Source organism: Burkholderia pyrrocinia (assembly GCF_003330765.1).
GTDB classification, from domain to species: domain Bacteria; phylum Pseudomonadota; class Gammaproteobacteria; order Burkholderiales; family Burkholderiaceae; genus Burkholderia; species Burkholderia pyrrocinia_B.
On record NZ_CP024902.1, the window covers coordinates 3,454,027 to 3,466,390 of the forward strand.

Sequence of the window (12,364 nt, forward strand, 5' to 3'; positions counted from 1 at the left end):
TCACGAGCCGATCGTCAGCGTCTTGAGCATCAGTTGCTTCGCGGTGTTCAGCGTCTCGACGTTGGCCTGGTACGAGCGCGACGCCGAGATCATGTTCACCATCTCCTGCACCGGATCGACGTTCGGCATCTGCACGTAGCCGTTCGCGTCGGCGGACGGGTTCGCCGGGTCGTAGGTCGACTTCATCGGCGAGGGGTCGTCGACCACCTTGGTCACGCGCACGCCGCCCACGCCCTGGCCGGACGCGGTGCGCGCGCCGCCGATCGGGTCGGTCGCGAACACGACCTGCTTGGCCTTGTACGGCTTGCCGTCGGGGCCGGTGGCGCTGTCGGCGTTCGCGAGGTTCGACGCGGTGACGTTCAGGCGCTGCGATTGCGCGGACAGCGCCGAACCGGCGACGCCGAAGATGTTCATCAACGAAGGCATGGAGGCTCCTTGTGCTTGTGCTCGGGTTCGGAAGCGGCGTGCTTACGAGTTCGTCGAGATCGCGGCGATCATGGCCTTGATCTGCTGGGTCATCACGGTCATCCCGGTTTCGTAGTGCAGCGCGTTGTTCGCGAACTGCACGCGCTCGACGTCGAGATCGACCGTGTTGCCGTCGAGCGACGGCTGCAGCGGCGTCCGGTACTGCGCGCGGCCGTAGTCGTCCGCCGGGCCGCCCGTCGGGATCAGCTTCGCCGTGCCGGCCATGTGGCCCGCCGCCGTCGACACCATCGACATGCCGCTCGTCACGCCGGCCGGCTGCGTCATCGGCAGTTGCGCGGCGTTGCTCGGCGCGAGGCCGCCGTTCGTCTGCTTCAGCGAGCGCGCGAGCGTCGACGCGAAATCGACGTCGCGGGCCTGGTAGCCGGGCGTGTCGGCGTTCGCGATGTTCGACGACAGCAGTTCCTGCCGGTAGGCGCGCACGTCGAGCGCCTGTCGGCCGAACGCGAATTCCGCATCGAGTTTGTCCAGCATGTGTGCGTCTCTCCGTATGAAGCGCTGCACGCCCCTCGCGCCGGATGGCGACCCGAGAGGCTTTTTTCCATGACAGCGATGGTAGGCGTCGCACGCAACCGGCAATCGGGCGAATAACGCGGCAAAGGCCCCCTCTATTCATCGTTTGCGCGGCGGCCCCGCTCCCTAGAATGCAAAGCGGATCAACGGATCGAGGACACGGCGATGACTGGCAGCGCACTTCGCGGCAGGAACGGGCGGCTCACGCAAGTCCGGCGTGCGTTTGCGCTCGCCGCGGCGCTGTGGATCGCGGCGCCGGCCGCGCACGCGGACGACGGGATGATCGTGATTCCCGGACGCGGCGAGACGGCCGAAACCGCGCTCGCGCACGCCAATGCGGCGAGCGGCGGGCAGTTTGGCGGGAATGCGGGCATGGCTTCGGGTTCGGGCATGGCTTCGGGTTCGGGCATGGCGCCGGACGCGGGCCGCGCGGTGGCCGGCGTGGGTGCCGCGGCCAGTACCGGCTATGCGGCGCAGCCGGCCGGCGCGATGGTCGTCACGAGCGTCCCGCCGCCGGCTCCCGTCCAGGCAGCCGCCCGCGCGAATGCCGCGAATGCCGGTTACGGCGCGCCGCGCGCCGCCGATCCGGGCGGCATCGTGACGGTCGTCGCCGGCACGGCCGAGCCCGCGTCGCATGCCGCACGGCCGACGCAACCGCCGGCAGTCGCCGCACGCATGGCGGCGGCCCGCGCCGCGTCGGCGGTTTCCGCCACCCCGGCCCCGGCAGCGCCCGCGGCCCAGCCCGCGACGCCGCCCGGCCAGCAGGACCCCGACGCGATCCGGCGCGCGGCCCTCGTATTCCTGCAGCAGCAGATCGCGGGCCTGCCCGGCAAGACCACCGCGACGGTCACGACCGCGTTTCCGCGCGGGCTCGCCGCGTGCACGACGCTCGAACCGTTCATGCCGACCGGCGCGCGCCTGTGGGGCCGCACGACGGTCGGCGTGCGCTGCGCGGGCGAGCGGCCGTGGACCGTCTACCTGCAGGCGAAGGTCGCCGTGCAGGCCACCTATTACGTCGCCGCGCGCCAGATCGCGCCCGGCGAGCCGCTGAGCGCGGCCGACCTGATTGCGCGCGACGGCGACCTGACGGTGCTGCCGCTCGCGGTGATCACCGATCCGGCGCAGGCGATCGGCTCGACCGCGCTTGCGCGCATCTCGGCCGGGCTGCCGCTGCGGCAGGACATGCTGAAGAGCGCGGCGTCGGTGTCGGCCGGCCAGACGGTGCGGGTCGTCGCGGCCGGGCCCGGTTTCACGATTTCGGCCGAGGGCAGCGTGCTGGCGAATGCGGCGCCGGGCCAGTCGGTGCGGGTGAGGATGGCGGCGGGCCAGATCGTCACGGCGATCGTCAAGGACGCCGGCACCGTGAAAATTCCGCTGTAGGGACGGATGCCGCCGCAAGATTGCAAAGAATTGTTTATTCGGAGAATTTCGGGCTCACGATGCTAAAGTTCGGGCCGACCCGGCCGTTATCTGGGTCAAACCGTACAGGAAACCTATCGTGAAGATCGATTCCACTCCGAACCCGAGCCCCCTCGCGCCGACCGGCAACGGCGCGACCCGTGCGCAATCCGGCGCGGCCCAGTCGTCCGCGCAGGCAGCCGACGCAGGATCGACCGGCGGCGACGCGAGCGTGAACCTGTCGGGTCTGTCGGGTCAGTTGCGCTCGGTATCCGCGTCCGGCAACGCCGATATCGACACGGGCCTGGTCCAGTCGATCAAGGACGCGCTGAACAACGGCACGCTGACGATCGACGCGAACAAGATTGCCGACGGCGTATTGAACACCGCCCGCGAGCTGCTGCAGCAGCAGCGCCCGCAGGGCAGCTAAGCCGGCCGCCTCGCGGCCGGTCCCCCGGTTTGCCGGCGCGCCGCACCTCGCGCACCGGCGCGACGAGCATGACGCGATGAGAGAAGAGCTGCTGGCCACGGTCAACGACGAACACGCGACGGTCGAGGCGTTCGCGTCCCTGCTCGCCTACGAGGAAAAGGCGCTGACGACGGCGGAGCCGCTCGAGATGCTGCCCGGGATCGTCGAGCAGAAAAGCGCGCTGATCGACCGGCTCGCGCAGCTCGAACGCACGCGCGACACGCAGCTTTCCGCGCTCGGCTTTCCGTCCGGCAAGAAGGGGATGGACCAGGCCGCCGAACGCGATGCACGCCTCGCCGGCCGCTGGCAACTGCTGCAGCAGGCCGCCGAACGCGCGCGCCAGGCCAATGCGAACAACGGGATGCTGATCCGGATCCGGATGGACTACAACGAGCGCGCGCTCGCGGTGCTGCGCTCGGCGCCCGCGCCGGCCGGCGTCTACGGCCCCGACGGGCGCGTATCGGCGCTCATGCGCTGACGTCGCGCCGCGCGCCGGCCCTCTCCTTCGTTACAACAGCGGACACGCGGTGACCTGCGTGCCGCGCGCCACACACAGCCGTTCGTAGTCGCGCAGGTACGCGCGCTCGTCGTCGCTCAACAGGTCGAGATCGATCAAGTCCCAGTCGTAGCCGACCGTCACGATGTTCTCGAACGTCACCGTGCCCGGCTGCGCGTCGTCCGGCCGGATGATCACGATGTTCTCGATCCGCACGCCGCCCTTGCCCGGCACGTAGATGCCCGGCTCGACCGAAATCACCGCATTCGGCACCAGCCCGTACTGCGCGCCCGGCGCGAACCGCACGCCGCCCTCGTGCACGTGAATCCCGACGCCGTGCCCGGTGCCGTGGCCGAAATCGTGGCCGTGATCGCGGCACACCTGCCGCACGACCGCATCGACGTCGCCGCCCGTCGCCGTGCTCGGGAAGCGCGTGACGAGCCCCTTGATGCAGGCCTTCAGCGCGACCGTGTAGATCTCGCGCTGCCACGGCTGCGCGACCGTATCCGCGCGGGTCCGGCGCAGCACGACGCGCGTGCAGTCCGTCGCGAAACCGGCTTCGTAATAGGCGCCGCTGTCGAGCAGCACGAGTTCGCCTTCCGTCAGTTCGACGTCGGCGCTCGCCGCCGTGTAATGCGCGAACGCGCTGTTCGCGCCGTTCGCCGCGATCGACGGAAACGTCAGCGCGACCGCCGCGCGCGCGCCGTACGCGTCGTTGATCGCGCGCGCCAGGTCGTATTCGGTGTGGCGTGCGCCCGGCTCACCGGCCTTCGCCCAGCGCATCGTCTCGGCGATTGCCGCGGAACTGCGCGCGAACGCGTCGCGGAACCGGTCGAGCACCGCCGGCGTCTTGCCGGCCCGCATCGCCTCGACCGGGTTGAAGTCGGCATGCCGCGCCTGCGGCCACACGCGGCTCACCGCGTCGACGAGCGCGCAGTTCACCGATTCGAAGCCGTAGCACACGTGATCGACCGCGAACTGCGCGAGAAAGCGCTCGAGCGCCGCGACATCGCGCCGGATCACGTGCAGCGCCGGATACGACGAGAGCGCGACCTCGCAGCGGTCGCAGCCTTCCGGCAGGAACAGCGCGACCTGATCGCCGACCGCGAACAGGAAGCCGAGGTGCGACGACGCATTCGGGATGTGATAGCCGCGGCTGTTCAGCAGATACGCGAGATCGTCCGACGCGCAGGTGAAGAACGCGGTCTTGCCGTCCGCCGCGCCGGTATGCGCGGCCAGCTTGCGGTTCAGCGTGTCGAGGTTCTGCGCGACGCTCAGGCCGGTCATCGATTCCGGCAGCTCGAAGATCGGCCGCTCGACGATCCAGCCCGGCAGCGCGATCGCGCGGTCGATCTCGCGATCGGCGAGGCTCGTCCAGTCGAGCCCCGCGGCCTGCGTCTGCTCGAGCAGCCGGTCGCGCTGCGCGACGCTGATCCGCAGCGCGTCATAGCCGACCCGCGCGAGCCGGCTCGCGTGCGCGACCAGCCAGTCGGCCAGCGCCTGCCAGATCGTCACGTTCATCCCGAGCTTCTCGATGCGCACGCGCGCCGGATCGCACTGCTGCTCGGCCTGCAGGTGATAACGACCGTCGACGAACAGCACGAACGGCGGCACGCCGAGCGCCTGCGCGGTCGCCGCGCCCAGGAAGATCCCGCAGCCGGCCGAGCCGTCGAAGCCCGACAGCGCGTAGCGCGGGTTATTGCCGCGCGGCAGGTACTCGGTGACGTATTCGTCCTGCGACGTGACCACCACGGCGTCGAGCCGCGCGGCGTCGAGCAGGCGCGACAGGCCGGCCTGCGTGTCGACGACGGACGCGTCGTACGGGGGAAGGCCGGAGAAGCTGTATTTCAGTCGATCGATCATCGGATGCCCACGTTATTCATCGTTGTCGGCGGCCGGCGGCGTGACGCGGCGGGGCGCATGCCTGAAGCGACACGGCGCCCGTGCGCGAATGACGCGCGGCCCGGCGCGCCGCCGGGCCACTGTGCCGCGCCAGCGGCAGGACTTCGGGAATTTTTGTCTCACTTAACTTTTTTTGATGCGCGCGACAGAATCTAGAGCAGGCTGAAATTGAGGTCAAGCCAAAATTTTCGTAGGACTAAAATCGGCGGCACGGTGCGGCACGCCCGCGCGACGCGGCTTCGCCCAGCGACACCGCACGGTACAATGCGCCGGCATCGTCGTCCCGACGGCCGTGCTTCGTGCGATGCGCGGAAAGCAACGTCCCGGCGACTGCACCGCCGCTCCGCTCGCCTCCCGACTCGTTGCCACGAAAGAGATTCATGGATTCAGACATCATGCGTATCGGCCAGCGCATTCGCCGCCTGCGCCGGGAAGCGAAGAAGACGCTGCTGGAAGTCGCGACCGAAGCGAAACTGTCGGTCGGGTTCCTGTCCCAGGTCGAGCGCCATCTCACGGGCATCTCCCTGTCGTCACTCGTCAACGTCGCGAAGGCGCTCGGCGTGCCGCTCGGCGCGCTGATCGACCAGCCGCGCCAGGCGCAGCCCGATTCGCACGAGGGCAGCCGCGAGCCGTACGCGGTCGACAGCACGTCGCAGTGGTACGAACGGCTCTCCACCACGTTCGACGGCAGCCAGATCAACGCGGTCAAGGTGCAGATGATGGAAGGCTACCGCTCGGAATGGGTGGCGCACGGCGGCGACGAATTCGTGTACGTGCTGGCCGGCCGCATCTGCTACACGATCGGCAAGAAGGATTACCCGCTGTCGCCCGGCGACTCGCTGCACTTCGACGCGCGCAAGCGGCATCGGGTCGCCAACGTGGGCGACGGTCCCGCCGAGCTGATCGCGGTCGGCACGCTGCCGCTGTTCGACGACAGTTGCGCCGAATTCGTGTCCGCAACGATGGAAATCAGGCAGCCCGCGCCGGGCGCGCCGGGCGAGCCGCGCGTGAGCCGCCGCGAGCCGGCGCCGAAACGCGACCGCGACGCCGATGCGGCACGGCCGGCCGACCAGCCCGCCAACGCAACGGAAAAGAAGGCGTCGGCCAAGCCGCGCGCATCCGCCGGCAAGCGCCCGGCCGCCGCCACGCCGGCACGCAAGGCGACCGCGCACAAGAAGCCATAACGGCTTGCCGGCGCGCGCCGCGCGCCCTTTCCGTCCCTATTCGCCGATCTCGAGCGCCTGCGCGACGGCCTGGATCCGCGCGCGATGCACGGCATCCTTGATCTTCTCCGCCTCGTTGCCGATGCCGCGCGCGATCGCGCCGGCATCGACGCTGCGCGCGGCCGCGAGCGCGACGCGCAGCCGCTCGGCCTGCGGATACGGCTGCGCGTCGAGCCCGAGCCGCCCGCGCGCATCCGATTCGCACGCCTGCAGCATCTCGGCGAAACGCGCCGGCTTGCGCAGCGCGTCGCTGCGCTCGAAGAGCCGCACCAGCGCGGCCGCGCCCATCTCCATCACGCGATGCAGGTTGCCGTGCTCGCGCGCGACCACGAGCGCGAGATCGCGGCATTCGTTCGGCACGCGCAGCCGCTCGCACAGCGGCTTGAGCAGGTCGACGCTGCGGCCCTCGTGGCCGACGTGGCGCGGCAGCACGTCCGCGGGGGTCGTCGCCTTGCCGAGATCGTGCGTGAGCGCCGCGAACCGCACCGGCAGCGAATAGCCCTGCTTCGCCGCATAGTCGACCACCATCATCACGTGCACGCCCGTGTCGACTTCCGGGTGGTAGTCGGCGCGCTGCGGCACGCCCCACAGCGCGTCGACCTCGGGCAGGATGCGCGCGAGCGCGCCGCACTCGCGCAGCACCGCGAACATCCGCGACGGCGTCGCCTCCATCAGCCCGCGCGCGATTTCCTGCCACACGCGTTCGGGCACGAGCGCGTCGACCTCGCCCGCGTCGACCATCCGCCGCATCAGCGCGAGCGTCTCGTCCGCGACCGTGAAATCGGCGAACCGCGCGGCGAAGCGCGCAATGCGCAGGATCCGCACCGGATCCTCGACGAACGCGTCGCTCACGTGCCGGAACACGCGCGCGCGCAGGTCGGCCTGCCCATCGAACGGATCGATCACGGGCCCGACCAGCCCGCCCTCCGGGCTCACCTCGCGCGCCATCGCGTTGATCGTCAGGTCGCGCCGCGCGAGATCCTCGTCGAGCGTCACATCCGGCGCGTAATGGAACTGGAAGCCGTGATAGCCGGCCGCCGTCTTGCGCTCGGTGCGCGCCAACGCGTATTCCTCCTGCGTGTGCGGATGCAGGAACACCGGGAAATCCTTGCCGACCGGCCGGAAGCCCTGCGCGGCCATCTGCTCGGGTGTCGCGCCCACCACCACGTAGTCGCGGTCCTGCACCGGCACGCCGAGCAATTCGTCGCGGATCGCACCGCCTACTGCGTAAATATTCATGGCAGCGGCTCGTAGTCGGCGATCACGGTCGTTTCGCGGCGCGCCGCGTCGATCCATCGCTGGACGGCCGGCAGCGCCGTCACGCGCGCCGCGTAGCCGGCCGCTTCCGGCGACAGGCCCGGCGCGTATGTGTTGAAGCGCATCACGACCGGCGCGTACATCGCGTCGGCGATCCCGAACTCGCCGAACAGGAACGGCCCACCCGACGCCTCGAGGCACGCGCTCCACAGCGCGTCGATGCGCGCGACGTCGGCAAGCGATTCGGCCGTCGCGCCGCGCCCCGGCATCGACGCGCGCACGTTCATCCCCATCTGGTTGCGCAACGCCGCGAAGCCGGAATGCATCTCGGCCGCGACGCAGCGCGCATGCACGCGCTCGAGCGGATCGGCCGGCCACATCGGGAACTGCGGGTAGCGTTCGGCGAGCGTCTCCGCGATCGCGAGCGAATCCCAGATCGCCATGCCGTGGTCGTCGACGAGGCACGGCACCTTGCCGGTCGGCGAATACTCGTGGATGCGCGCGGCCGTGTCGTCGCGGCGCAACTCGATCGCGATCTCGTCGAACGGGATGCCGAAATGCGTGAGCAGCAGCCACGGGCGCATCGACCACGACGAATAGTTCTTGTCTCCAATGACGAGTTTCATGACGGTGTTCCGGAAAACGCGAAGGTGGAAAGGACGGTGCCGACCAACGGCGACCCGGGCGGGCCTAGCGGCGCGAGCGGAACCAGTCGAACCGCGACCGCTTCGTGGCGTCGCCGAGATACGCGGGCGCAATGCTTTCGAGACTCGCGGGCGAGATCCCGAGTTCCGGCGCGAGCGGCCCGGACATCACGTTCGGCACCGACATCGACGCGAGATTGTCGCGCGTGAGCACGGGTTCGCCGGGCAGGCATTCGAACACGCTCGCCTGCAGCCGCGCGAGCGCGTCGGGCAGCCGCACGATGCGTGCCTGCCGGCCGACCAGCGTGCCGCAATAGCGCACCAGTTGCTCGAGTGTGTAGACGGTCGGGCCGCCGAGCTCGTAGGTCTTGCCGTGCGCGGCCGCGAGATCGAGCGTGTTGACGAACGCGCGCACGACATCGCCGACGAACACCGGCTGGAAGCGCGCGTCGGGCATCGCGAGCGGCAGCACGGGCACCGTGCGCTGCAGGTTCGCGAACGTGTTGAGGAATGCGTCGCCGGGGCCGAACACGACCGACGGGCGGAAGATCGTCAGCGCGAGCGAATCGGTCGCTGCGATCGCATGCAGCGCGGCTTCGCCGTCGCCCTTCGAGCGCTGGTACATGCTCGCGCCGCGCGAATCGGCGCCGAGCGCGCTCATGTGCAGCAGGCGCTGCACGCCGACCTCGGTGCAGGCGCTCGCGAGCGCGGCCGGCAGCGCGACGTGCGCGCGCTCGAAACCGGGCCCGTACGGCGTGCCGCGGCCGCCGTGCAGCACGCCGACCAGGTTGATCGCCGCCTGCGCACCGGCGACGAAGCGCGCGAGCGTGCGCGTGTCGAGCGCTTCAAGCTCGACGATCTCGACCGGCAGCATCTGCAGATGGCGCGCGTGGTCGCGCCGCCGCGTGCCGATCCGTACCTGCTTGCCGGCATCGATCAGCGCATTGACGAGCCGGTTGCCAATGAAGCCGGTGCCGCCCAGCAGGGCGACGGTCTGGCGATCCATGTTCGGGACCTCTAAGGGGCTGTTCACGCTAATAACGGGCTTGCGAACGAGCCTGGCCGGTTGCAGTGCAAGAAGCAAGGAGCGCCGTTTGGCCGAGCCAAACAAGCGACGCGCGACGCTGCAATGCGGCCGGCCAGGCTCGTTCCCCTGACTTGGAAAAATCATGAATGGGGCTGGCCGCCAGAAGGGCCGCTCGCTGCGTCATGCTCCTTGCGAATACGTCGAGTATTCGCTTCGTCGCAATCCTTGCGCTCGGCCCTTCTGGCGGCCAGCGCAAGCCCGTTATTAGCGTGAACAGCCCCTTAAACACTGCCGCGTCTCGCGCGGCAGTGTGAAGATTGCGGATCAGGGCGAGATCATGCCTAGACGTTTCTTCAACGACTGCGGTTTGCCCTCGAAGAGCGCCGCGTAATAGACGGTGTTCGACAGCACGTTCTTCACGTAGTCGCGCGTCTCGTTGAACGGAATCGTCTCCGCAAAGATCGCGCCTTCGACCGGCTGCGTCAACACCTGGCGCCACTGGCGCGGCCGGCCGGGGCCCGCGTTGTAGCCGGCAGTGGCCAGCACCGGCGAGCTGTCGAAGTTGTTGTAGATGTCCGCCAGATACCAGGTACCGAGCTGGATGTTGGTATCGATGTCGTGCATCTGCGCGCGCGAGATCGTGCCCATGCCGAGCTTCTTCGCGACCAGCTGGGCCGTGGCCGGCATCAGCTGCATCAGGCCGCCCGCGCCCACCGACGAGCGCGCGGTCGTGATGAAGCGCGACTCCTGGCGGATCAGCCCGTACGCCCATTCGATGTCGAGGCCCGTCGACTGCGCGTAGCGCTCGACGATGTTGCGGTACGGCGACGGGTAGCGCAGCGTGAAGTCGTGCTCGGCCTTCGTGCGGTCGGCCGTGTTGACCGTGCGGTCGAGCAGCTCGACGCGCTTGCCGTACTCGGCAGCCGCGAGCAGCTGGCGATCGGTCATCCCGCGCAGCGGCCAGTTCCATTCGCGGTTGCCTTCGAGGCGCAGGTTCAGCCCGTAGAAGCGTTGCGCGAGCGCGAAGCCCGGAATCTTGCTCATCGCGTCGATCTCGGCGTCGCTCACCTTCGTGCGCGGCGGGACCGTCGTGCGCTGGCCTAGCTCTTCGCCGGCGAGCTGCCCGTAGAAGTTGAACTGGCCCGCGACCTGCTCGAATTCCTGATTCGCCTGCAGCGTGTCGCCGCTCTGCTTGAGCGCGCGCGCATGCCAGTAGATCCATGCCTGATCGTCGCGCAGCGACGGCGGCATCTGCTCGATCGACCAGCGCACCATCGGCCAGTTGCCGGCGAGCAGCGCGGCGCGCGTGCGCCATTCGTAGCCCGGGTTCGACAGCGGCGCATTCGCGGATTTCGCGTACCAGACCGACGCGAGCGGCGAGCGCTTGATCGCGCCCTGGTAGCCGATCGCGCCCCACGCGATCGCCTGCTCCTGCTTGGTCAGCGATGCGGCGACCGAGGTCAGCATCCCGGCGGCCGCGTCCGGATCGTTGCGCGCCATGCGGCCGAGCGCGATCAGCGCGAGCTGGTGCGATGCCGCGTCGGGGCCGACGCCGCGCGCTAGATACAGCGGCGGTGCGCTCGTCGCCTGGTCGAAGCCGACCGGGCGCGGGCCGAGCGCGTCGACGATCTTGCCGCCGAGCGTCGTGTAGTTCTGCTCGTACGCGAGGCGCGCCTGCTGCCACACGTCGTCGCTCGTGAACTGCTGGTTGACGGTCAGCGCGGTGATCAGGTCGACGCATGCGTCGCCGTAGTACTTCGGCTCGACGAGCAGCGCGCGCGCCGCGTCGCCGACGTTCTCGCCGCGCGCCGCGCGCGATTCGAGCGCATAGCACTTGACCTGCGTGTCGTCGTCGAGCACGAAGCGCTTGTATTGATCGTCGAAGCTGCGCCAGTCGTGGCGCGCGCCGAGCACGAGCAGGTAGTCGTTGCGCAGGCGGTCGGCGATTGCCTGGCCGTCGTAGCGCTGCAGGAACGACTGCACGGGCGCGTCCGGCGCATCGACGCGCGCGCGGCCCGTCGAATCGAACAACTGCGGCTTGATCTGGAAATACTCGACGTAGGACGGTACCGGATAATTCGGGATCATCGACGCGAGCTGCGCGGCTTTCGCTGCGTCGTTGCGGCGCGCGGCTTCGCGAAGCTGCACGAAGACCTGGTCATCCCCGGCGACCGTGTCGTCGCCAGGTGCGGCGCACGCGGCGGTGCCCGCGACGAGCGCGGCGGCCGAAAGCGTCAGCGCGACCGCGCGATATACTCGGAAAAGGCTGTTCGACATCGTTTTGAATGGAGCGCGAATTGAGCGAAAGCATAGCACGCAACCCTGTGCCGAACCCGAAGGTTGCGCTGCGTAAAACGCTGTCCGGCGCGCGTCGCGACGCCGCATCGCAGCCCGCCGCGAACGCCGCGCTCGACACGCGGCTGCGCACGCTGCTCGAACGGCTCGCGCCGCGCACGGTCGGGTTCTACTGGCCGCTGCCGGGTGAATTCGATGCGCGCGATGCCGTGCTCGCATGGTGCGCGGCCGGCGCGGGCCGGTGCGCCGCGCTGCCGGTGATCGGCGAGCGGCACACGCCGCTCGCGTTCCATGCGTGGGACGCGCACACGCCGATGCGCGAAGGCCATCACCGGATTCCGGAACCGGCGTCGGGAATCGTCGTCGTGCCCGACCTGCTGCTGATTCCCTGTGTGGGATTCGATCCGCAGCGCTACCGGCTCGGCTACGGCGGCGGCTACTACGACCGCACGCTCGCCGCGTGGCCGGGCAGCACGCTGCCCGTGACGGTCGGCATCGCCTATGAAGCGTGCCGCGTCGATTCGCTGCCGGCCGAAGCGCACGATCTCGCGCTGCGCTGGGTCGTGACCGACGGCGCGCTCTACCCGGCCGCCGGATGACGCGGCGCGCGGCGCTACGGTCGTCGTCGCACGCCCGTCAGCGCATCGCCGCGCGCAA

12 protein-coding genes are annotated in these 12,364 nt (G+C 69.6%); 5 read left to right on the forward strand and 7 right to left on the reverse strand.

Annotated features, from left to right (window positions below; genetic code table 11):
• Both flgC and flgB read right to left on the reverse strand, forming a co-directional pair.
• Window positions 1-426 carry a flagellar basal body rod protein FlgC gene (flgC, locus tag CUJ89_RS16730; RefSeq protein ID WP_114178292.1) on the reverse strand — a complete coding sequence of 142 codons (426 nt, stop codon included), beginning with the start codon at window positions 424-426 and terminating at the stop codon, window positions 1-3.
• A 42-nt stretch (window positions 427-468) separates the two neighbouring features.
• Window positions 469-957, reverse strand: a complete 489-nt coding sequence (gene flgB / locus CUJ89_RS16735) for a flagellar basal body rod protein FlgB (RefSeq protein ID WP_114178293.1) — start codon at window positions 955-957, stop codon at window positions 469-471.
• A gap of 204 nt (window positions 958-1,161) precedes the next feature.
• On the opposite strand from flgB, the gene flgA reads away from it, so the two are divergent.
• The 3 genes from flgA (at window position 1,162) to CUJ89_RS16750 (ending at window position 3,341) form a co-directional block, all read left to right on the forward strand.
• Window positions 1,162-2,376: a flagellar basal body P-ring formation chaperone FlgA gene (gene flgA, locus CUJ89_RS16740; protein ID WP_114178294.1), complete on the forward strand. Its 1,215-nt coding sequence runs from the start codon at window positions 1,162-1,164 to the stop codon at window positions 2,374-2,376.
• A 118-nt stretch (window positions 2,377-2,494) separates the two neighbouring features.
• Window positions 2,495-2,824, forward strand: a complete 330-nt coding sequence (gene flgM, locus CUJ89_RS16745; RefSeq protein ID WP_114178295.1) for a flagellar biosynthesis anti-sigma factor FlgM — start codon at window positions 2,495-2,497, stop codon at window positions 2,822-2,824.
• 76 nt (window positions 2,825-2,900) lie between these two features.
• On the forward strand, window positions 2,901-3,341 hold the full coding sequence (locus CUJ89_RS16750; protein WP_114178296.1) for a flagella synthesis protein FlgN: 441 nt from the start codon (window positions 2,901-2,903) through the stop codon (window positions 3,339-3,341).
• 30 nt (window positions 3,342-3,371) lie between these two features.
• On the opposite strand, the gene CUJ89_RS16755 is transcribed toward CUJ89_RS16750, so the two are convergent.
• Entirely contained in the window at window positions 3,372-5,222 is a 1,851-nt protein-coding gene (locus tag CUJ89_RS16755) for a M24 family metallopeptidase (RefSeq protein ID WP_114178297.1), read from the reverse strand.
• Window positions 5,223-5,641: 419 nt separating this feature from the next.
• Here CUJ89_RS16755 and CUJ89_RS16765 point away from each other — a divergent pair, with 419 nt between their 5' ends.
• Complete coding sequence (locus CUJ89_RS16765; protein WP_114178299.1) at window positions 5,642-6,445, forward strand: helix-turn-helix domain-containing protein; 804 nt, start codon at window positions 5,642-5,644, stop codon at window positions 6,443-6,445.
• 36 nt (window positions 6,446-6,481) lie between these two features.
• Here the strand turns inward: CUJ89_RS16765 and CUJ89_RS16770 are convergent, their stop codons facing one another.
• The 4 genes from CUJ89_RS16770 to CUJ89_RS16790 form a co-directional block, all read right to left on the reverse strand.
• Complete coding sequence (locus CUJ89_RS16770) at window positions 6,482-7,723, reverse strand: multifunctional CCA addition/repair protein (RefSeq protein WP_114178300.1); 1,242 nt, start codon at window positions 7,721-7,723, stop codon at window positions 6,482-6,484.
• Window positions 7,720-8,367: a glutathione S-transferase family protein gene (locus CUJ89_RS16775; protein WP_114178301.1), complete on the reverse strand. Its 648-nt coding sequence runs from the start codon at window positions 8,365-8,367 to the stop codon at window positions 7,720-7,722. The genes CUJ89_RS16770 and CUJ89_RS16775 overlap by 4 nt, the downstream gene beginning before the upstream one ends.
• Window positions 8,368-8,431: 64 nt before the next feature.
• Window positions 8,432-9,391: a complex I NDUFA9 subunit family protein gene (locus CUJ89_RS16780; RefSeq protein WP_114178302.1), complete on the reverse strand. Its 960-nt coding sequence runs from the start codon at window positions 9,389-9,391 to the stop codon at window positions 8,432-8,434.
• A 345-nt stretch (window positions 9,392-9,736) separates the two neighbouring features.
• Window positions 9,737-11,689 carry a lytic transglycosylase domain-containing protein gene (locus CUJ89_RS16790; RefSeq protein WP_114178303.1) on the reverse strand — a complete coding sequence of 651 codons (1,953 nt, stop codon included), beginning with the start codon at window positions 11,687-11,689 and terminating at the stop codon, window positions 9,737-9,739.
• Between the two features lie 8 nt (window positions 11,690-11,697).
• Here CUJ89_RS16790 and CUJ89_RS16795 point away from each other — a divergent pair, with 8 nt between their 5' ends.
• The gene (locus tag CUJ89_RS16795) at window positions 11,698-12,306 is read left to right on the forward strand and encodes a 5-formyltetrahydrofolate cyclo-ligase (protein ID WP_114178304.1); all 609 of its coding nucleotides are present in this window, start codon (window positions 11,698-11,700) and stop codon (window positions 12,304-12,306) included.
• Window positions 12,307-12,364: the final 58 nt, after the last annotated feature.

What these genes read in the sequence shown, in the direction of transcription:
- flgC (WP_114178292.1), bottom strand. Translation starts at nt 426, where the DNA reads ATGCCTTCGTTGATGAACATCTTCGGCGTCGCCGGTTCGGCGCTGTCC.
- flgB (WP_114178293.1), bottom strand. Translation starts at nt 957, where the DNA reads ATGCTGGACAAACTCGATGCGGAATTCGCGTTCGGCCGACAGGCGCTC.
- flgA (WP_114178294.1), top strand. Translation starts at nt 1,162, where the DNA reads ATGACTGGCAGCGCACTTCGCGGCAGGAACGGGCGGCTCACGCAAGTC.
- CUJ89_RS16750 (WP_114178296.1), top strand. Translation starts at nt 2,901, where the DNA reads ATGAGAGAAGAGCTGCTGGCCACGGTCAACGACGAACACGCGACGGTC.
- CUJ89_RS16755 (WP_114178297.1), bottom strand. Translation starts at nt 5,222, where the DNA reads ATGATCGATCGACTGAAATACAGCTTCTCCGGCCTTCCCCCGTACGAC.
- CUJ89_RS16765 (WP_114178299.1), top strand. Translation starts at nt 5,642, where the DNA reads ATGGATTCAGACATCATGCGTATCGGCCAGCGCATTCGCCGCCTGCGC.
- CUJ89_RS16770 (WP_114178300.1), bottom strand. Translation starts at nt 7,723, where the DNA reads ATGAATATTTACGCAGTAGGCGGTGCGATCCGCGACGAATTGCTCGGC.
- CUJ89_RS16775 (WP_114178301.1), bottom strand. Translation starts at nt 8,367, where the DNA reads ATGAAACTCGTCATTGGAGACAAGAACTATTCGTCGTGGTCGATGCGC.
- CUJ89_RS16780 (WP_114178302.1), bottom strand. Translation starts at nt 9,391, where the DNA reads ATGGATCGCCAGACCGTCGCCCTGCTGGGCGGCACCGGCTTCATTGGC.
- CUJ89_RS16790 (WP_114178303.1), bottom strand. Translation starts at nt 11,689, where the DNA reads ATGTCGAACAGCCTTTTCCGAGTATATCGCGCGGTCGCGCTGACGCTT.
- CUJ89_RS16795 (WP_114178304.1), top strand. Translation starts at nt 11,698, where the DNA reads ATGGAGCGCGAATTGAGCGAAAGCATAGCACGCAACCCTGTGCCGAAC.